The sequence below is a fragment of the Paenibacillus sp. RC334 genome (assembly GCF_030034735.1).
GTDB classification, from domain to species: Bacteria; Bacillota; Bacilli; order Paenibacillales; family Paenibacillaceae; genus Paenibacillus; species Paenibacillus terrae_A.
Genome location: NZ_CP125370.1, coordinates 1662333 through 1682761 on the forward strand (window position 1 = coordinate 1662333; position 20429 = coordinate 1682761).

The window sequence follows — 20429 nt, forward strand, 5'->3', positions numbered from 1 at the left end:
ATTTGAGAAAATAATAGATGAGGAGAATGTTTAAATGGCAACGATTGATGATTTTTTGGAACTGGATATTCGAGTTGGAACAATAATTAAAGCTGAGTTTTTTGCAGAAGCAAAAATACCTGCTATTAAACTTGAGATTGATTTTGGACAAGATATTGGAATAAAAACATCAAGTGCACAAATTACAAAAAGATATGTGGCTGAAGATATTATAGGAGAACAAATAATAGGTATAGTCAACTTTCCTCCTCGACGGATAGCAGGCTTTAATTCAGAGGTATTAGTCCTTGGAGGAATACCCGAAAAAGGGGATGTGGTTCTGTTGAAACCAGATATTAAACTACCTGATGGAACACCTATTGGGTGATACATCGTTCTTGTTTAATCAGTGTAAAAAATACAACTTTACAAAAGGCAAGGCACGAACCTTCAAATGATAAATGTAGTTTAATTAACCACAGGGATTACTCTGGTAATTCACGACGTGTAGAAAAAGTGTCAAATTGATTTTTCAATTTGACACTTTTTTATATTGGATAAGATAATAAGTTTGTGTAGATAGCAAAACTCTTTAGCCCCCTAGTGAACTTGGACACTAAGAGTGTATATGGATTACACTACTAGTGATAAGTGGCTGAGGAAATGACACGAAATAAACATTCTAGAGAATTTAAACGCCAAATCGTCAAGGAAGCCATCGAAACCGGGAATAAGGCGGCTGTAGCCCGGAGATATGAAATTGCCGTCAATATGCTTCAACGTTAGGTAAAGGAATTTGAAGAAGGTAAATATGGTGAAACTTCACTGGAAACCATACATGGACTGGATTCCAAAGTGCTTTCCCAAGAAAATGATCAATTGAAGAAACCATCCATGAAGGATATGCCGTCACGCTTGTGCTACGATTGGCCAACATCCCGAGATCTAGCTACTACTACCATAAAAATGGAAAAGTGATCGAGAAAACAGCAAGTGAGGGACGACAAAAGCCAGGATATTCGCTGCGTTCGGACGGCGTAAAAGTACCGGATGCTCAGATTATGGAACGGATTATGGAGCTGGTTTCTGCAGACGGCAATGCGTATGGATACCGAAAATTAACCGTCGTTTTACGCCGAGATTATGGCCTAATCATTAACAAAAAGAAGGTTTACCGATTGTTCAGAGAACTGAACATCCTGCGACCACAGCGAAAAGTGAACTCGTCTTACCCACGGAAACTGGCACGAAATCGGATCATTACGAATTCGAACCAACTGTTTGAGACGGACATTAAGTACGGTTATATTGCAGGAGAAGACCGATTCTTCTTCATTCAGTCCTGCCTCGATGTTTACGACCGTTCTGTGGTCGCTTACCACATAGGATTGCGGTGCGAGGCCAAAGATGTGATCTGAACGCTACAAACGGCCTTGCTTAAGAGACAATTATTTAAGGTGCAAACCAACCTGTGATTCGTTCAGACAATGGCCCTCAGTTTATTTCTCATGGGTTTGTAACTGCCTGTGAAAGCTTTGGAGTGGAGCATGAACGCATTCCTCCACGAACACCGAATATGAACGCACATATTGAATCTTTTCATAGGTTATTGCAGGATGAATGCTTAGTTCGCTACGACTTTGAAACGTACAGCGAAGCTTATGAAGCCGTCACTGAATTCATTCCAGCATTCGCGATTTGTCGCCGTCTCAGTTTTATGAGAAAAACCAGACAAAACCGATTCCGATCCGAGAAGTTCGTGTATAATTTCAAAAACGAAATCTCGATGAGCAAGAGAGAGTTAGTGTCCAAACTTAGGGGGTTAATCCGAGAACTACGTCTGTTTATATCGTTCGCTGGATGGTTTGTAACATTGAGGGCTTGCGTGCTTATGTGGTTTTCTCCATCCCGCCGGACCAGTAGGAGAGATCAGGAATTTTCATTGATTTTAGTGTGAGCACGTCTCGTACCTGCTAATATAGATTAGAGGTGTTATACTCGACTGGTGCGTTAATGAAGGAATATATTCTTTAGCAGAACGAATTGAGAATATTTAAAGCTTATTATCAGTTCCAATTCAGTTTAAATAACCAATAATAACTAAACAGAGAAAAGGTGTGTTCATATGAGTACAGCAAATCGTGGAATCCACATTGGTCCTCCCCGTTTTAAAATAGCCGTTCATTCTGTCGTATGGCTAGCAAAAAGTAACAGCGTTTTATCTAGTGCAATGATTGCGAGTCAAGTTAAATCGCATGCTACATTCATGAGAAGAGTCATGCAGTCTTTAACCATTGCAGGTATCGTGGAGTCAAAAGGTGGACGTGAGGGGGGCTACATTTTACGAAAAGCTCCCGGTCTAATTACTTTAGGTGATATTTATTATGCAGTAAATACGGATATATCAGAATCTGATTTTGATATTGATTGTGGAGATGCCGCTAAACAGCTTGATCTTGAATTGGAAAAAATTCTGTATGAAACTGAACAGCACACTATAAAATATTTGAGTCAGTTTACAATCGATGATGTCGCTAATCGTATAGATTTCTTTTAATTGGTAAAAAATTAAAAAAAATTATAATGTGCTGATTCAAAGATGCATCTCAAAAGCTTTAACCAATGATGCTGCCTTAGTGGTTAAAAGTTATAAGATGTCGCCATATTGGCGACTTTTTATTTTCTTGCTGAATTTTGTTATAACAGTACACTGATCGCTCATCCCCCCAATTGCGCATACTTGTAACTAATGTATATAGAGAACAGCACTGGTATGGTAATACCGGTTAAAGTATTAAAGGATACTACCAGAATAGACCCGTTCCAAATATCTTTTAGATAATCATATAAATTTTGATGGTAAGTTCAATCAATAGACGAAAGTAAGCTTTTTAAAACCCTAGTTGTAAGAAAAGTGATTAAAAGTATACCTCTTCATCGATCATAGTTAGTCGTCTATTGTTGTATTCAGAAGAAAGCATATTTTGTAACCTAACATTCGTACAGAAATAAAACTTGAGATTAAGGAATAAACGAATTATAATGTGCTTATAACAGTTGCATTTAAGAGTTTTAAGTGTGCTTTAAAAAGGCGCAATATGAAATGGACTGAGATAAATATCTTACTATAAGGGAGAAATTACTATGTCCAATGTACTTTTTATTAAAGCGAATGATCGTCCAGCAGATCAAGCAGTAAGTGTTCAGATGTATGAGACTTTTCTCAAGACTTATAAAGATACCCATTCTTCTGATGTAATTACTGAACTTGATTTGTTCGTAGAGAACCTTCCTACTTATGGGAATACTGTGATCACAGGCATCTATAAATTAAGTCAAGGTTATGAAATTACGGCAGAAGAGTTGGAAGCCACAACAACGTCCAATCGTTATCTGGATCAATTCCTTGCCGCAGATAAAGTAATCATTGCCTTTCCACTCTGGAACACCATGGCACCTGCACCGTTGGTCAACTACATCGCTCATATCTCCCAGGTTGGCAAAACATTTAAATTTACTGCTGAAGGTCCTGTTGGTCTTGCCGGTGATAAAAAAGTCGCATTGCTAAGCGCACGTGGAGGAATGTACTCCATAGAGCCGATGGCGTCCTTCGAATCAGCGGTTAAACCAGTGAAGATGAATCTTGGCCTTTTCGGAATTCAAACTATCGATGTTATTATTGAAGGACATAATCAGTACAAGGATCGTGCAGAGGTGATTGTAAAAGAAGGACTTCAAGAAGTGGCCAAAGTAGCATCAACGTTCTAAGACACTTTCCAGGAGGGCTTCACCTGTTTGGCGCCAGCGGCTCTATTGGGCAGATGTTGATACGGCAAGCACTTGAGAAATGTGCTCTTGTAAGGCCTATGTACGCAAATCTGCAAGCCTATTCTAGAAAATAAGAATTATAATTTTGCAAACACTATTTAAACGTAAAGGCAGCTGATTATCGGCTGCCTTTACAAATTTAACGTGATCTCTGAGGAAATTTGGGATTAACCACTAAAACAAGAAAGATAGAGATGAATATGAACAGATGTAGAGGACAAGGACGTATATCTAATGGAATCCGCGCTGGCGCTTCAGCCTGACAGGGAAGATAAAAAGCTTTTATAAAGGCCGTGGGCATTTGTGGTCATGAACGTTTATAAGGCTGCACGCTTACTTACGGAACGATAGAACACGAAAAGAACGCCACATACCAAGACCCCTCAACCAATTAGTAAAACGTTTGTCGAAAAAATAAAGTAACAACAAAAACACTTTCCATTGATGAATAATCTGAAAATATGAATAAGTATTATTGAAGCTGGAGGCACAAAATTCATATGCAGGGTTGGCATGAAAAGGGCAAGATCGAGGAGCAAATCATTTTTCTGACGGATGTACTGGAGAGAACGCTTGAGCAAGCGTAGGGATATTTCCGGAACAAAAATTGATACAGATTATAACCGTTCTCTCTAATGATAATTTTCATCACAAGCCTTGTTTTTTCAAGATCCGCATACAACTGACAATAGAGCTTCATTAAAGCGACGACATTCTTTAGGAAGCATGAAAACGGTCAGCGAAAAAAGAGCATCAAAAAAATTGAAACGTTTCCATCTCAGTGTTATTATAATTTTCATAAAGAGAGATAGGGGGAGTGAGATGCCAAGTATTAAAGATGTAGCTAACTTAGCTGGCGTAGCTGTAGGAACTGTATCCCGAGTTATTAACAACTCGGGCTCTGTAAAACCAGATACACGCAGAAAAGTGGAGGAAGCTATACAAGAACTGAATTATTTTCCTAATGAAGTCGCTCGAAATTTCAAGATGAGGAAATCCAAGATGGTAGCCTTGCTGCTTCCAAGTATCTGGCATCCTTTTTTTTCTGAACTGGCTTATTACATTGAGGATGAGTTGGATCGGGAAGGCTTTAAGCTCATGTTATGTAATAGCGGCGGCAAGCCCGAAAAGGAACTGTATTATCTGGATATGCTACGGCAAAACAAAGTGGCTGGTATTGTCGGTATTACTTACAATGATATAGAGAATAGCGTAAGCAATGACATTCCGATTCTAAGTATTGATAGGCACTTCAACAAAAAAATTACCTGTGTGACCTCAGATAATTATGAGGGAGGCCGTCTAGCTTTGAGGGAACTTGTTAAAGCAGGGGCCCAGAAACCGGCTTTTATGGGAAGTGTAACTTCCGTTTTTAGTGAAACCATGAATCGAAGAAAAGGTTTCATTGATGAGGCGAAAAAATTAGGTGTAGACTATGTTGTATACGAGAAACCAGATCCTATTGTGGACGACGAAGCCTATTTTGGCGAATTTCTATCTAAGCGTCAGGATGTGGACGGCATTTTCGCTATTACCGATATGTTTGCCGCCAAATATATAGAAAGAGCAGGTAGGCAGGGTATTCGTGTTCCAAAAGATGTAAAGGTTATCGGCTACGACGGCATTCAGGATCATCCTTATTTTCATCCGATATTGTCTACAATCAGGCAGCCAGTGGAGGAGATGGCACGTATGACAATCAGACTGCTTTATAAGAAAATCGAAGGTGAAACTTTAGATCAGCAAGTGTATCGTCTCCCCGTTGTCTTCAAGCAAGGCGAAACTACATGATTTTATTGTAAAAATATCAGCTCATTCGGTCGATTCATAGTATGGATCTAATGAATGACGTTTTTCTTACAGCAAATTGGAAACGTTTCAAAAGTGAAAACATCCTAGTTCAAGAAAGGGGGTGTAATGGTGAATTCAAGAACTAGCGAGTCGGATCATTCTGGATCAAGCCAAATCGAAAAATATGGAACCGGATCAAACGCGACTATTAACTGTATCTGTTTTTGCTATCGCTGGATGAAATGAACACCAACATTCCAGCCTGATTTCAAAGGAGTGAACAGCGGAGCGGAACAGACCGCTGCCAAGAACATGGTTATGGGAACTCCCAATCGAACCACTATTTGTCGGTCGCTTACTGGTATCAGCGGGAGTTGCATAAAAGCTTTCCTGAGACGTTGCCTGTCTTGCTGCACCTACCACTATCTGTGAAAGAGAGCGCCCGGCTTTTTAACGTACGTTTAAACTGATTAAAAGAGGAAGGCGGCCGAAATGAGCACCAAAAGATTGGCTGCCTATAATTTTTTTCGATATGTGAGCGCTGCCCTTAGACATTTAAACTTCAAACTTTTTTCTTTTGGCAGAAGAAAGATATCTCAGTTCTTCCCGATATTTCGCCACGGTTCTGCGTGATAGATGCAGACCTTCCTTTCCCAGCAGGGTGGTAATAGCCTGATCCGATAACGGTTTTCGCTTGTCCTCATCATCTATCAACTTTTTAACTCGCTTTTTTGCACTCTCCGATGAAGCAGCTTCTCCGTCCGCTGACGTCAAGGAGGAAGTGAAGAAGAATTTGAGTTCGAACAATCCGCGAGGCGTCTGTATAAATTTATTACTGACCGCCCTGCTGACCGTGGATTCGTGTAAGCCCGTCTTTTCGGCAATCTCCTTTTGGGTGATTGGTTTGAGGAAATACACGCCATGCTCAAAAAAATCCTGCTGCTTTTCCACAATGGCCTTGGCAACCCGTAGAAGGGTCAGCCGACGTTGCTTCAGGCTATTGATCAGCCATTTTGCCGTATTCATCTTCTCATGGATAAAACGTTTGGTTTCACTATTCGGTAGATCCTGCATCATTTGTCGGTAAAAAGGGTTGATCTCAACCCGCGACGCACTAATGTCATTAATCAGGACAAGATATTCACCGTTGGCTTTTTCGACCGTTATATCTGCTATGATGTATTGCTGCTCTTTATGAGCAAATGCTGCGCCCGGGCATGGATTTAGCTTGCGAATTCGATCGGCCATCTGTATAACCTCTCGCCTACCGATTTCAAGAGCATCCGCAATTTTTTGTATCCGATTGTTCGCCAGATCGGCCAGATGGTTGCTCACCATTCTGACTATGCATTCATCATCCATGCCAGCAAGCTGGAGCTGGAGAAGAAGACACTCTTCCAAGCTGTAAGAGGCGATCCCCGGTGGATCAAAACTCTGTATCACTAAGAGCATATCCTCAATTTCGGCTAAGGGAACGTCCAATAGTGATGCGACTGTTGGAACATCAAGTTCTAAATATCCCATATCGTTCAAATTGCCAATGAGGTACCATGCCACCATACGCTGTGAATTTGTAAGCCCACTTACCAGTCCAAGCTGCCTGTTCAGATGTTCAAACAGGGTATCATTTGGATTGGCAACAAAATCCAGAAAAGTAACGGGGTTTGCACGCTGGACCGATGGATATTTTTCTCCGCCACGATAATGTTCAAGCAGCTCACCTCGATCTTTCTGTGAAAACCGCTCTGCTTCTTCTTTGATACTGCCTATGGACATATTAAACTCCGGCAAATCAATGACTGGATTATCGTTCGCCTGTTCATGCAGATAGGATATTAAATCAGCCGAAGAATATTGCAAGATCGTGATTGCTTGTCGCAATTCGGGCGTCATAACCAGCTTGAATCCTTGTTCCTGTTGTAATCCATATCGTATCATTGACTTATTCAAACTCCTTTCCCGTACATTTCTGGTACAACTTCACAGTCTGTCATTTATGAAAGATCTACTTCTCTAAGCCTATGCAATTCTCCTGCCTAGATGTTAACGTTACCGAGTAATTTTCTCTGATAAGAAACGATTCATACACAAGGTCAAAGCTTGTAGTAATGAGTAACAGTTATTATGTGTGTTGCATTTTTGGTTATATACACTATCTTTCTTGTATACTCATTCATTGAATAACAAAATTACACTGGGGTTGGAGGAATCATTTATGGAAACTTATAAAATTGTCTGCATTGACATTGACGGGACGCTGCTTAACTCGGCGCATCAAATCACGGAAGCAACCAAAGAAACCATTCTCCAGGTTATAAATGATAAGCAGATTCCAGTGGTTCTTGTCTCTGCGCGAATGCCAAAAGGAATTATTCCATTGCAGAAGCATCTTGGTATTTCTGAGCCTCTCATATGCTACAGTGGGGCACTTGTTATAGATAGGCACGGGAACAAGCTGAACACCCGTTATATAGATACGAAAATGACACAGTGTTTGCTTGACAGCCTGGCTGCATATGATCTTCATGTAAGCCTGTATAAGGATGATGAGTGGTATATTGAGCAATTGGATGCATGGGCGCTTCAAGAACGTGACATCACCAATATCGAGCCTCGCATTTATAGTTTTTCTAAACTTACCAATGGTTGGAGGGAAGAGACTGATGGAACCAGTAAAATTTTGTGCATGGGTGATCCCGAAGAGATCAGCCGCGTCCTTCAAGTATTGCGACCCGTATACGGCGAAGAAGTAAATCTCTACTTATCCAAGCCTACGTATCTGGAAATCATGTCAAAAAAGGCTTCCAAAACCGCAGCCATTCAAATTCTGCTAAAAGAGTACCAACTGAAACAAAGCGATTGTCTGGCTATTGGTGACAACTACAATGATATGGACATGCTGGCCTTTGCGGGACTTGGCATTGCCATGGAAAATGCTCCCCTTGAGGTCAAAGCTGCTGCCAACACCGTTACTCTTTCGAATGACGAGGATGGAGTAGCTTATGCGCTGAAAAACAATATTCTGTTCCCTAAATAAGCAGGTTGAAATCAATTTCCAATGACTGATTCTGGCTGGAGGAATACAGATGAAACGAATAGATAAGATTTTAGAGTATATTGCCGAAAGCACCAAGAAAATTTCCAAAGAGGCTTTACTTGGGGGGAAAGGGATTACGGTTGCGGAAATTGCTGATGATCAAAAGATGCTGAGAAACAATGTGAGCAAAGAGTTGAATAATCTGCTGCGTGACGATCTAATCCTTAAAATCAAAGGAAGACCGGTCAGGTTTCTGCACAAGCAGATTATCGAGGACACCTTTCGGGTTCGGCTGAAAGAGAAACAAATTGAGGTCAAAAGTATCAAAGAGGTACTGCTGCCTGACGAACAGGTCGATCCGTTCCATGCCTTGATCGGTTTCAGGGGCAGCATGCGTAACCAGGTTGAGCAGGGGAAGGCAGCGATTCTGTATCCTCCTAGAGGTCTGCATACACTGATAGTCGGGCAGACTGGTGTTGGAAAAACTATGTTTGCCAGGTTGATGTACCATTATGGCAAGTATATGAAGCGGTTTTCAGAGCATGCGCCATTTATCGTTTTTAACTGCGCTGATTATTTCAATAACCCCCACTTGCTACTTTCCCACATCTTTGGTCACGTTAAAGGGGCGTTTACAGGCGCTGATCATGAAAAAGCAGGGCTGGTGGAGAAAGCTGACGGAGGCATCCTGTTTTTGGATGAGATTCACCGTTTACCCCCGGAAGGCCAGGAAATGATTTTCTATTTCATGGATACTCACACCTATAACAAATTGGGCGAAACGGATCGAAAAAGAGACGCGAGTGTGTTATTGATTGGAGCTACGACGGAGGATCCCGGATCATCCATGCTGAAAACCTTCATTAGGCGCATACCCATCACGATCAATATCCCTTCCCTTCAGGAACGTGCTATTGAGGAGCAAATGCTGATTTTGAAGCATTTGTTTGCTAACGAGGCCAATAGGGTAAACAAGCCGATTAGGATTGAACCAGAGGTAGTAAGAGCACTGATCGGCAGCGTCACTTACGGCAATATCGGCCAGTTAAAGTCGAACATCCAGCTGGTATGCGCTAAAGGGTTTTTAAACAGCATACATGAAAACAAAGAAGAAATAGGACTTGATTTTAAAAACCTGCCGGGAAATATCCGAGATGGTTTGTTTAATATTGATAAAACGCAATATAAGATGAAGGAAATGGGATGTATTTCCTCGTGCCTATACATTACTCCAGAAGGAAGAAAAGCTTTGGATGAAGAGGTTGTTTCCGAGCTGCCGTTTAACCTTTACAAACTAATTGAAGACAAGATTGGCATGCTGAAGGAAGAAGGGCTCGACGACGTCTACATCCACAGATTTATTGCTACGGATGTCAATATCCATATTAAAAGCTTTTATAACCGTTTTTATAACACCAAGGGGAGCAGGGAACGAATTCTGAAAATTGTGGACAAAGACATCCTTGAATTCTCCGAGCAGATTAAGGATATGGCCAAAAAAGAACTAAACCGAATTTACAGCGAGAGATTCGTGTATGCTTTCAGTCTTCATTTAAGCGCCTTTTTCAAGCGCACCAGAGAGAAAAAATACGGTGATGCACGAATCTATGAACCGATGAATGACCATGATGAAGAGTACAGACTGGCCCAGACTATCAAAAGTTTGATCGAGTCTAAGTTCGGTGTACATGTACCGGAGGCCGAAATAACTTATATGGCGATTCTTCTGAAATCTGTTGAGGAGGAACGACAGGGTAGTGTGGGAATTATTGTGGCGGCACACGGCACCAGTACAGCGAGCAGCATCGTCGGCGTCGTAGACAGCTTGCTGGGCAGTTCTAATCTTTGCGCTGTTGATATGCCCCTCGATGTCAGTCCTAGGGAAATTTTGGAGCTTATTATCGATAAAGTAAAGAGTATTGACCGTGGTAGAGGCGTGTTGCTGCTGGTTGATATGGGCTCTTTGCTCAATTTTGAAGAAACTATTATGGAACGTGTTGGAATCAATGTAAAGACCATTGATATGGTTTCAACTCCGCTCACGCTTGAGGCTGTCCGAAAGGCCAGCGTTTTTGACATGGGGATAGAGGAGATATACCAATCGCTAAAGGATTTCAGGGGATATAACAATAGCAGCGCCGCAGTGAAAGTAGTTCATAAGGCAATTGTGACGGTTTGCTCCTCTGGCAAAGGTGCAGCAGTCAAATTGAAAGAGTTTGTGGAGAAAATTGTCTGCGATTTGACGGATGAGGAAATACTGGTTGTCCCGGCAAACGTAAGGGAGTTGGATAAAGTGGTCCAGGATATGCGGTCTAAGCGAACAATTCTTGCCGTGATTGGAGTAAAACGGCCAAGCGAGCCGGAAATCCCGTTTATTCCCTTGGAAAAGCTGATTGAAGCAAGCGGTGAGCAGACATTGAGAGAGCTACTGCTGAATAACAAACAGATCCCTGCTGTGGATCAAAGCGTAGTCGTCAGGGAGTTATGCGAGGAAAGTCTGAAAGAATTTATGACTTATTTGAATCCCCACAAAATTCTGGGAATGGTGATGAGATTTGTGCAAGAGCTGGAACTTGGATTGGAAGTCAAATTTGATTATGCAACAAAAGTCCAAATTTCTACTCACACAGCTTATGCGCTGGAACGCATGGTTATTCGCGATGGACTTGTTTATCAGGGGGAAGTGAAACAGCTCGACCAGCGCATATTCGAGGTGGTAAACCGTTCATGCAGCATATTTGTTTCTGGTATGAATCTTATACTTTCTGATGACGAAAAATATTATATTTGCGATATGTTGAGCGAAGTATATAACTTTATTCCACAGTAATGACCAAAGAGTATAAAACGCTTTCATATGTGTATGAAAGCAGCGAGGATTGATAAATAATGATCTGTTCAGACTGGAAAAGACCTCCGACGCAACGGGGGTTTTTTGTTGTTTACAAAATTTCCTCTGATCTATACAGATGTTTGGCACAGAACTTGCATTATAGATATATATGGAGAGAAACAAAGGGGGTGAGACAGATGATCGGTGTAATTGTTGGGACACATGGGAAATTTTCTGAAGAAATACTGAGGTCAACGGAAATGGTTTTCGGCCAATTGGATAATGTGGCAGGTGTTACGTTTGAACCAGGTGAAAGTGTCAGCGGACTTGTAGAGAAATATAAGGCTGCGTTGGCATCGCTGGATTGGACGGACGGTGTTATCTTCCTTGTTGATCTATTCGGTGGCAGTCCTTATAATGCTGCCAGCCGAATTGTGGTTAACCATGAAAAAATGGATATTGTGACAGGAGTCAACCTGCCAATGATCGTTGACCTTCTTGCAAACAGAGGGATTGAACAAGTGGAGAATTTGGTAAATCTAGCGATCCATGCGGGGCACGATTCCATGATGTCTTTTCGTGCTATTCGAAACAGTCAATCAGAGGAGGAATTATAGAATGCAAATTGCATTAGTTCGTGTTGATGACCGTCTGATTCACGGTCAGGTGGCGACCGTTTGGGTGAAAGAAGCGAAGTGCAACAAGATCATCGCCGTTAGCGATGAAGTCGCAGCGGATACACTACGCAAAACCTTATTGCTTCAGGTGTCGCCGCCTGGAATTAAGGCGTATGTCGTAACGATTAACAAAGCGATAGAGGCTTATAATAACCCCAAATACAGTGATTTTAAAACATTGTTCCTCTTTACCAACCCTACGGATGTACTGCGGGTTGTGGAAGGGGGAGTACCCATCCGCTCGGTGAATGTAGGCGGAATGTGTTTTAAGGAAGGGAAGACACAGATTACCGGGGCGGTCTCCGTAAACCAACAGGATGTACACGCATTTCGTAAGCTGCATGAAAAAGGCATTGAGCTGGAAATCAGAAAAGTAGCCAGTGATCCGAAAATCAACTTAATTACCAAACTGCAGGATCTATGATCGTAAATACCAGGCGGCAACAAGAGAGGAGTTATAGAAATGACTGTTTTTCAAATTGTGATGGTAACACTGGTAGCGGCCATATGTGGCATGGGCAGCGTTCTGGATGAAGGGCAAACCCATCGTCCTCTGATTGCGTGTACGTTGATTGGCCTTGTCCTTGGCGATCTCAAAACTGGCATTATACTTGGCGGTACTCTGGAATTAATGGCTTTGGGATGGATGAATGTAGGAGCATCCATAGCACCAGACGCTGCTCTAGCCAGCGTAGTTTCCACCATTTTGGTCATCGTCGGCCATCAATCGATCGGCGCCGGAATTGCCGTTGCGATTCCAATTGCAGCCGCCGGACAAGTGCTTACCATTTTTGTCAGGACGATTACTGTCTTCTTCCAGCATTTAGCTGATAAGTATGCGGAATCTGCAAATTTCAAAGGAATTGAGCTATGTCACTTTACTGCCTTACTTTTGCAAGGTCTGCGCGTCGCTCTGCCCGCTGTTCTGGTGGCAGTTGCTGCAGAAACGGGTCTGGTGACTGCAATGCTTGACGCAATTCCGGAGGTTATCACAAGAGGACTACAAATTGCGGGCGGCTTTATCGTAGTCGTAGGGTATGCGATGGTCATTAATATGATGGCAGCCAAATACCTGATGCCATTCTTCTTTCTGGGCTTTGTCATTGCAGCTTTTACAAACATTAATCTGGTTGGTTTTGGGGTCATTGGCGCGGTTCTGGCTCTGCTTTACATCCAGTTGAGTCCAAAATACAACCAGCGTAATGAGAATATGGAAGAAATTGAAGAGTTATAGTAAATACCTGACGGAAGAGGAGAGCATTATGAAAGAAAAGAAGCTGACTAAAAGTGATTTAAATAAAATGTTTGTACGTTCATGCTTCCTGTTAGGCTCGTTCAATTTTGAGCGAATGCAGTCGATTGGTTTCTGTGTCACCTTGATCCCGGCGATTAAGCGGCTGTACAGCAAGAAAGAAGATCAAAAAGAGGCATTGAAAAGACATCTGGAATTTTTCAATACTCAACCGTTTATCTCGGCGCCTATTATGGGTGTAACGGCTGCGATGGAAGAACAGAAAGCGAGCGGCCAGCCGATTGACAATGCTACCATCAGTGGAGTCAAAGTCGGTCTAATGGGACCTCTTGCGGGAGTGGGTGACCCAATTTACTGGGGGACTTTACGTCCGGTTCTGGCTGCGCTGGGAGCCTCAATCGCCTTATCCGGCAGCCTTATCGGACCGTTTATTTTCTTCCTGCTCTTTAACATTGTACGCTTGGCAACGAAATGGTACGGTCTGAAATACGGTTATCACAAAGGTACGGAGATTGTCTCCGATATGTCGGGAAACCGGTTGCAAAAACTCACGGAGTCAGCCTCCATACTGGGGCTTTTCGTTATGGGCGCACTTGTTTCCAAATGGACCACCCTGAATGTGCCGCTGGTGGTATCAAGATATGTGGGGACGGATGGAAAAGAGGTTATTACGACCGTTCAGATGATTTTGGATCAATTGATGCCCGGACTTTTACCACTATTATTGACCTTTTTATGTATGAGGCTACTGAAAAAGAAAGTGAACGCAATCGCTCTGATTTTTGCTTTATTCGCAGTAGGCATTATTGGGTACGCATTTGGTGTTTTGGCCTAAAACGTGCCGGTCAGGGAGTCATCCTTGGCCGGACTTTGTCGGATTTTTGTGACCAAAACAGCGTAAACATATTGAGCTAAAGAGATAAATGTAAACGCTTTATTTGTAATGTTAAGAAATAACACTTGGTGTTCAAAATATTAAAAGAGGATGTGAAAGATGGTGAAGAGGAAGTTAAGTATGCTGCTTATTTGCTTTATGGTATTTAGTTTACCGTTAACTCCCGCCTTTGCAGCGGATCTTGGTTATTACGATGAAACTTACCGTAATCAGATTCATTTTTCGCCTGAGGCTAACTGGATGAACGACCCGAATGGAATGGTTTATTATAAGGGTGAATATCATCTTTTTTACCAGTATCATCCTTATGGAACGAAATGGGGACCGATTCATTGGGGGCATGCGGTGAGCAAAGATCTTATTCACTGGGAACATTTACCGATTGCATTATATCCAGATGAAAACGGTCAGATTTTCTCGGGAAGTGCCGTGATCGATTGGAACAATACAGCAGGGTTCGGAAAAGAAGCGATGGTTGCGATCTTTACTCATTCCGGGGATAACGGCCAGGTTCAAAGCATTGCGTACAGCTTAGATAGAGGCAGAACCTGGACTAAGTATGAAGGAAATCCGGTAATGCCGGATCCCCCGATATCGGATTGGCGAGACCCTAAAGTATTCTGGCATGAAGACTCCAGACAATGGGTGATGTCTTTGGCCGCAGCGAATAAAGTAATGTTTTATACTTCCCCCAATTTAAAACAGTGGACCTATGCAAGTGAATTTGGTGAAGATAACGGAATACAGGCCAACAGTCTGGATACCACTTCGTACGCTATGTCTTCACAGGAAGGCGGTTCATTCACCTATGAGGGAGATATTACCCTTAATAAAAAGAATGGCAGGGAAGGCTCAGGAGGTCTGGTTTTTCGTGCTGACAAGAATGCGAAAAACGGTTATGTCGTCAGCCTGGACGCCAAAAATGATGTCGTTACTTTAAATAAGAATGTCGATGGATCGATAACAGAAATTGCAAGCAAGTCTTTAACCCTGAGAACCTCATCAACTTACAACGTGCAGGTGGACGTATATGGTCATGACATTCATGTGTTTGTAGATAATCAGTCTGTAATTAAAGAAACGGATACTGAATTTGATTATGGTTATTACGGTCTGACCGCCTGGAATTCAACAGCTTCCGAAATGTAAATTTCAAGAACACCTCTAACTTTGCAACCAACCTATCTAATTGGGCGGCTGTAACCGGCCGGTGGGAAGATACCTTGGAGGGGAAAAGCGGTACATCAGCAGATGATGCTTTTATCATAAGTGGTAAGACTGGGGATAACTTTATATATAATGCGATTATTGATTTGTCAGAGGGAGGAGATGAAACAGGATCACTTATTTTCCGAGCGGATGCTGATGCGGAAAATGGATATATGGCGAATATCGATGCTTTAAACGATAAAGTGAAAATCGTGAAAATGGAAGACGGGAATAGAACGGTTCTGGCCGAAACCACAGTAACGCTGGATACTTATCAAAGCCATGATTTAAAAGTGAGCACATTAGGAACAAATATAAAGATGTATCTGGACGGAAATCTCATTCATGATATCGATGATGCAACCTTCCTGTCCGGCCATTTTGGATTACATCTTTTGCACTCTTCTGCGATATTTCAGGATGTTCAATTGGGTAGAAATATCATGACCGATGAGAAAGAAATCACCAATCATGATTTTGAAACAGGCGATTTAACCGGATGGACTGTGACCCAGGGTGATACTCTTTCGGATGATCATGTATCCAGTGAAGCGACTTATTGGGGTGGATCCTTCGGACATGAAGGGAATTATCACTTGTGGGGATATTCCAAGCTTCACGAGGGAGATGAAGCAACGGGTGAACTGCATTCCTCCTATTTTAAACTAGGCGGTTCCGGTGAAATCAATCTATTATTAGGAGCAGGCGATGATGGCGACAATACCTATGTATCATTGGTCAGAGCAGCCGACGATCAAGAATTGATCCGCCAGGCCAATATAAAATTTAATGAGGAAAAATATTCAAAATACGTATGGGACGCGTCCAAATATATTGGTGAAGTGTTATATATCAAGGTAGTAGACCATGCAAAAGATGGTTACGGTCATATAAATGTTGATGATGTTAATGTTTATAATGAAGGGATCATATCGGATAAAGTTGACCAGGTTGCAAAAGAGCCGGAGAAAACAGATATGAAACAAAGCGGACTCCTCACAGATTGGTCCGCTGTTTCTGGACAGTGGATTCCTTCCACAAACGGCAGCATCGGAGGAGTATGGGAATGTCCTACGTTAGTCGAATTGCCGGTTGATGGCGACCCTTCAAAAAGAAAGTGGGTCCTACAGGTAAGTATAAATGATGGTGCTCCGGCAGGCGGATCGGGCATGCAGTATTTTGTAGGCAGCTTTGACGGTAAAACGTTTAAAAATGAAAATACTTCCGATAAAGTGTTATGGACTGACTATGGCGCTGATTTTTATGCTGCTGTGGATTGGAGTGGAGTAGAAGGGAAGAAGGGTGAGAAATATTGGCTCGGCTGGATGAGTAATTGGAAGTATGCCAACGATACACCCACCTCAACGTGGAGAAGTTCAACAACACTGCCGCGGAAGATGGAGCTCACTCAAACCGCAAAGGGTCTACGTTTAAAACAAACCCCTATTTCGCTAAAAAGCATTCGTGACAGAGGGGATCGTATATCGTATACCAATAAAATGATAACGGGTAACAGCCATCTTCTTTCTAATTTATCAGAAGATACATTTGAACTGATCGCTTTGTTTGATGTATCGGATACTAAGGCAACAGAATTTGGCTTCAAGATCCGTGAAGGAAGTGAGCAATATACTACTGTCGGTTACGATGTCTACAACGAACAATTATTCGTAGACCGAACTCATTCAGGAGATTTCGATTACGGAAGTAATGTAGTTGGCAAGCATGAGGGACCATTACAGGCAAAAAACGGTACGGTTAAATTGCAGGTTATTGTTGATAGATCAGCTGTAGAGGTGTTCGGCAATGATGGTACGACAGTGATTACCGATCAGATATTTGCGGATTCTGCAAGCAAAGGACTAAAGATCTATAGTAAGGGCGGAAATGTAAAGCTGAAATCTTTGGACCTATATCCTCTAAAGAGTGTATGGAAAGAAAAGAACTCTTCTTTTAAATCCAACTTATCAGGTTGGACCACCGTTAACGGGAAGTGGGCGGACACCATTCATGGAAAACAGGGACAGAGTAAGGGAGATGCTTTTATAGTATCAAAAGTGACCGGCAGGAATTTTGTATATGAAGCCAATATAAACGTGCCAGATACAGATTCCCACCCCGGTAATTCTGAAAAAGATTTGATAGATAACTCCATTGGAGCGGGTTCATTGGTTTTTCGTTCTGACTTAACAGCAAAGAATTCGTATGCAGCAAATGTTGATATAAAAAATAATATTGTAAAATTAATTAAATTTGTTGATGGGACCGGATATGAAATTGCGACATATAACAATGATGGAAAACTGGATTTACAGCCAAATACAGATTATCATCTCAAAGTAGAAGCTCAAGGCAATATCACTAAGGTTTATTTGAACAATAAATTAGTTATCGACACAAAAGATCAAACTTATAAAGAAGGATACTTTGGTCTCAATGTATGGGATACAACGGCTTTTTTTAAAGAAGTTAAAGTGAAACTAAAACATAAAGATGAATGATTAAGAAAAGTTAGATAATGATATTTGTATCTCTATGGATTTAGTTTGTGTCGCCGCACAGCGATACAAACTTTTTTTAATTATTTGGTCCATTTTCAGAGACAGAATACTTAATCCTGTTTGGTTCAATGTACATCGACACAAAGTTTCCAATCAAAACTACCCTATGTTTGGTTTGTTCAATTCGATTAAATACGAACAAAAATTGCTCTTCCAACTTTATGCCTTTCCCACTTGATATTTTGCTTACAATGTATTCTTCAACCCATATATAGAAGGTATCGTCTTCAATCATAACCGCTTCTGCAAATTTCCTGCTTAAGCTTGGATTTTATAACTTAATGATGGGGGCATTATCAATGAATAAGGATGATGAGAAATTACTGCAATATTATCTGGAACTCAAAGGTCCGAATGCGGGAGAATGGAACTCCTCTCCACAGTGCATTCACACACAGTTGGTGACAAGGGATTACGTAGAGAAGACATTCGATATTTTTGTCACGACCAGCGGCTCCAATTCACCCAACCGGTCCCGAGGGACGCTGAGCTCCTGTTCGCCGTATTCACTCACCACCGTTTTCTTGCTTTTTCCGTTACGGCTGTTGCGGTCGTTTTGGCTTGGACTTCATGTTTCTCATAGCCCAGATGGGTATCCAGCTCGGCCTCCAACATCTCTTGCAAAGTTTCAGCAAATAACTCTTTTAAAGCCTTCTGTGCATCTTGAGCCGTCACCAGCTTATTCTCTTTGATGAACGCTCTCAGTTGCTGTTTCGTCCAAAGTCCCATGTGCGCTCCCCCAACCTTTCTTGATTACCAGTTTAATGGTTTGGGGAGTTTACACAATCTATTTTACAGACTCAATTTTTCATACTCGTTGAGAACATCGTGTAATACATGATGTTCTCAAATAACTTGTTTTCGCTAATCTATAAGTTAAAGAACGGGTTATCTCGCTTATGAAGGGGATACCTGATTCCTTTTAAACAATCCCCATACCTGTTCGGCCATGTATTTCGGTGAATGTGGCATGTTATTTATAATCCACCATTCGATTACCCCAATGAATGCAAAGGCCATAAAGTGCGTGATCAATAGCTTGTCATACCCCTTATTAAGGTCCTCCATATTGACTTGGTCTTTTATGTTCCCTGTCACGATCTCTAACATATGCTCCCGAAATGCAGGGATTCCTTTATTCGAAAGCATGGAAGCGAAAAACGTATGGTTCTGCTCAAAGTATTGAAAAACAGGTAACAAAGAATGAATAAAATCAACCTTTCCCTGATTTGGATCGATGCAAACGGAGATCATTCTGCTCAAATGCTCATCGATGCATTTGTTAAGAAGATCGTATTTATCGGTGTAGTGAAAATAAATGGTTCCCCTGTTAACATTCGCCCGATCCGCAATCTCATTAATAGTTATTTCTTCAAAATCCTTCTCCGAGATCAAACCTATAAATGCATTAAATATGGCTGCCTTTGTTTTTAGGATTCTACGATCAATTTTAACTCCCATAATGTATAGCCTCCAGAAGATATTTAACAAATTATTTGAATCCGTTGAATATAAAACAAAAATCACTTTTTTAGCGATTGAAGAAATCAACATAATCCATATAATAATAACCAACGAACGTTATATATTCAACGAAAGTTCGATTAAGTTTTGTTATAACCTAAATGCTCATTGAGTTATCAGCACATTCTTGCAATATAATATCGAGGTGATCGACTAATGAACATAACGCTTTTTGGTGGTAGTGGTGCAATTGGGAAAATTTTGACTGAGGTAGCAATTCAAAACGGGGATAACGTTACCCTTTATGCTAGAAATGCGGGGAAAATTGGACAGAAACATGAGAAGCTAAATGTTGTCGAGGGTCAATTATCTAATCAAGACTTGGTGGAACAAGCAATATCGAATGCTGATGTCGTCATTAGCACATTGGGACCCGCACTCGATACGTCCAGAAAATTAAAAGGTACCCCTGTTGCAGATGGTCATGAGGTTATTGTAAATGCGATGAGGAAGTTAAATAAGAAACGACTCATTACACTTGCTACTCCAACCTTGAAATCTGATAAGGATCGGAATTCGATTGCCACAGTTGTACCAGGAATTATGGCCAAGGTGATGTTTCCGAATGGTTATCACGAAATGAAAAAGCTTGAGAAAATCATCAAGCGATCTTCTTTAGACTGGACAGTAGTTCGGATTATTAATCCAAATGTAAGGCATAAGGAAAACGTTCATTATGCTTACTCGCTAGGCGATCAGCCAGCCAAGATGGGGGTATCCCGAGAAAATATCGCTAAATTTATGTATCATGCAGCTTCCGAGCCATCCTTAATTCATCAAATGCCGATTGTATACAACAGTTGAGAAATGATTCGATCTGTTTATCAAGTGAAGGGAGAGGAA

The 20429-nt window shown here is 41.5% G+C and carries 18 protein-coding genes and 2 pseudogenes; 16 read left to right on the forward strand and 4 right to left on the reverse strand.

The features are described from left to right. Positions 1–34: 34 nt before the first annotated feature. The 7 genes from csaA (at position 35) to QMK20_RS07860 (ending at position 5598) form a co-directional block, all read left to right on the forward strand. Positions 35–367, forward strand: coding sequence for a chaperone CsaA (gene csaA, locus QMK20_RS07840; RefSeq protein WP_283655277.1), 333 nt, complete (start codon positions 35–37; stop codon positions 365–367). A 275-nt stretch (positions 368–642) separates the two neighbouring features. Then, on the forward strand, positions 643–765 hold the full coding sequence (locus QMK20_RS27590) for a hypothetical protein (RefSeq protein WP_404520721.1): 123 nt from the start codon (positions 643–645) through the stop codon (positions 763–765). Between the two features lie 131 nt (positions 766–896). Beyond that, positions 897–1397, forward strand: a complete 501-nt coding sequence (locus tag QMK20_RS27595) for an IS3 family transposase (RefSeq protein WP_404520720.1) — start codon at positions 897–899, stop codon at positions 1395–1397. Positions 1398–1519: 122 nt separating this feature from the next. Next, entirely contained in the window at positions 1520–1936 is a 417-nt protein-coding gene (locus QMK20_RS27600; RefSeq protein ID WP_404580134.1) for an integrase core domain-containing protein, read from the forward strand. 168 nt (positions 1937–2104) lie between these two features. After that, positions 2105–2536 (forward strand): RrF2 family transcriptional regulator, encoded by a 432-nt coding sequence (locus QMK20_RS07850; protein ID WP_044647973.1) that lies wholly within the window; start codon positions 2105–2107, stop codon positions 2534–2536. A gap of 560 nt (positions 2537–3096) precedes the next feature. Next, positions 3097–3747, forward strand: coding sequence for an FMN-dependent NADH-azoreductase (locus tag QMK20_RS07855; protein ID WP_349361958.1), 651 nt, complete (start codon positions 3097–3099; stop codon positions 3745–3747). Positions 3748–4629: 882 nt separating this feature from the next. Further along, positions 4630–5598: a LacI family DNA-binding transcriptional regulator gene (locus QMK20_RS07860; protein WP_283655279.1), complete on the forward strand. Its 969-nt coding sequence runs from the start codon at positions 4630–4632 to the stop codon at positions 5596–5598. A 555-nt stretch (positions 5599–6153) separates the two neighbouring features. On the opposite strand, the gene rpoN is transcribed toward QMK20_RS07860, so the two are convergent. Beyond that, on the reverse strand, positions 6154–7536 hold the full coding sequence (rpoN, locus tag QMK20_RS07865) for an RNA polymerase factor sigma-54 (protein WP_283655280.1): 1383 nt from the start codon (positions 7534–7536) through the stop codon (positions 6154–6156). 277 nt (positions 7537–7813) lie between these two features. Here rpoN and QMK20_RS07870 point away from each other — a divergent pair, with 277 nt between their 5' ends. The 8 genes and pseudogenes from QMK20_RS07870 to QMK20_RS07900 all read left to right on the forward strand — a co-directional run bounded on the left by QMK20_RS07870 (position 7814) and on the right by QMK20_RS07900 (position 18002). Beyond that, complete coding sequence (locus QMK20_RS07870) at positions 7814–8635, forward strand: Cof-type HAD-IIB family hydrolase (protein WP_283655281.1); 822 nt, start codon at positions 7814–7816, stop codon at positions 8633–8635. Between the two features lie 49 nt (positions 8636–8684). Beyond that, positions 8685–11465: a sigma-54-dependent transcriptional regulator gene (locus QMK20_RS07875; protein ID WP_283655282.1), complete on the forward strand. Its 2781-nt coding sequence runs from the start codon at positions 8685–8687 to the stop codon at positions 11463–11465. Positions 11466–11665: 200 nt separating this feature from the next. Further along, the gene (locus tag QMK20_RS07880; protein ID WP_283655283.1) at positions 11666–12085 is read left to right on the forward strand and encodes a PTS sugar transporter subunit IIA; all 420 of its coding nucleotides are present in this window, start codon (positions 11666–11668) and stop codon (positions 12083–12085) included. A 1-nt stretch (position 12086) separates the two neighbouring features. Next, positions 12087–12569: a mannose/fructose/sorbose PTS transporter subunit IIB gene (locus QMK20_RS07885; protein WP_044647966.1), complete on the forward strand. Its 483-nt coding sequence runs from the start codon at positions 12087–12089 to the stop codon at positions 12567–12569. Positions 12570–12608: 39 nt separating this feature from the next. Continuing rightward, on the forward strand, positions 12609–13379 hold the full coding sequence (locus tag QMK20_RS07890; protein ID WP_044647965.1) for a PTS mannose/fructose/sorbose transporter subunit IIC: 771 nt from the start codon (positions 12609–12611) through the stop codon (positions 13377–13379). A gap of 28 nt (positions 13380–13407) precedes the next feature. Continuing rightward, positions 13408–14232: a PTS mannose transporter subunit IID gene (gene manZ / locus QMK20_RS07895; protein WP_283655284.1), complete on the forward strand. Its 825-nt coding sequence runs from the start codon at positions 13408–13410 to the stop codon at positions 14230–14232. 159 nt (positions 14233–14391) lie between these two features. Next, positions 14392–15033 (forward strand): annotated as a pseudogene (locus QMK20_RS27605) (glycoside hydrolase family 32 protein); the annotation flags it as partial. A gap of 482 nt (positions 15034–15515) precedes the next feature. Continuing rightward, complete coding sequence (locus QMK20_RS07900) at positions 15516–18002, forward strand: glycoside hydrolase family 32 protein (RefSeq protein WP_283657763.1); 2487 nt, start codon at positions 15516–15518, stop codon at positions 18000–18002. Positions 18003–18498: 496 nt separating this feature from the next. Here the strand turns inward: QMK20_RS07900 and QMK20_RS07905 are convergent. The 3 genes and pseudogenes from QMK20_RS07905 to QMK20_RS07915 form a co-directional block, all read right to left on the reverse strand. Next, positions 18499–18624: pseudogene (locus tag QMK20_RS07905) on the reverse strand (transposase); the annotation flags it as partial. Then, positions 18573–18791 (reverse strand): hypothetical protein, encoded by a 219-nt coding sequence (locus tag QMK20_RS07910; RefSeq protein ID WP_283655285.1) that lies wholly within the window; start codon positions 18789–18791, stop codon positions 18573–18575. The pseudogene QMK20_RS07905 and the gene QMK20_RS07910, both read right to left, overlap by 52 nt. Before the next feature lie 168 nt (positions 18792–18959). After that, positions 18960–19523, reverse strand: coding sequence for a TetR/AcrR family transcriptional regulator (locus QMK20_RS07915; RefSeq protein WP_283655286.1), 564 nt, complete (start codon positions 19521–19523; stop codon positions 18960–18962). Positions 19524–19742: 219 nt separating this feature from the next. Here QMK20_RS07915 and QMK20_RS07920 point away from each other — a divergent pair, with 219 nt between their 5' ends. Further along, on the forward strand, positions 19743–20390 hold the full coding sequence (locus QMK20_RS07920; RefSeq protein ID WP_283655287.1) for an NAD(P)-dependent oxidoreductase: 648 nt from the start codon (positions 19743–19745) through the stop codon (positions 20388–20390). Positions 20391–20429 lie beyond the last annotated feature (39 nt).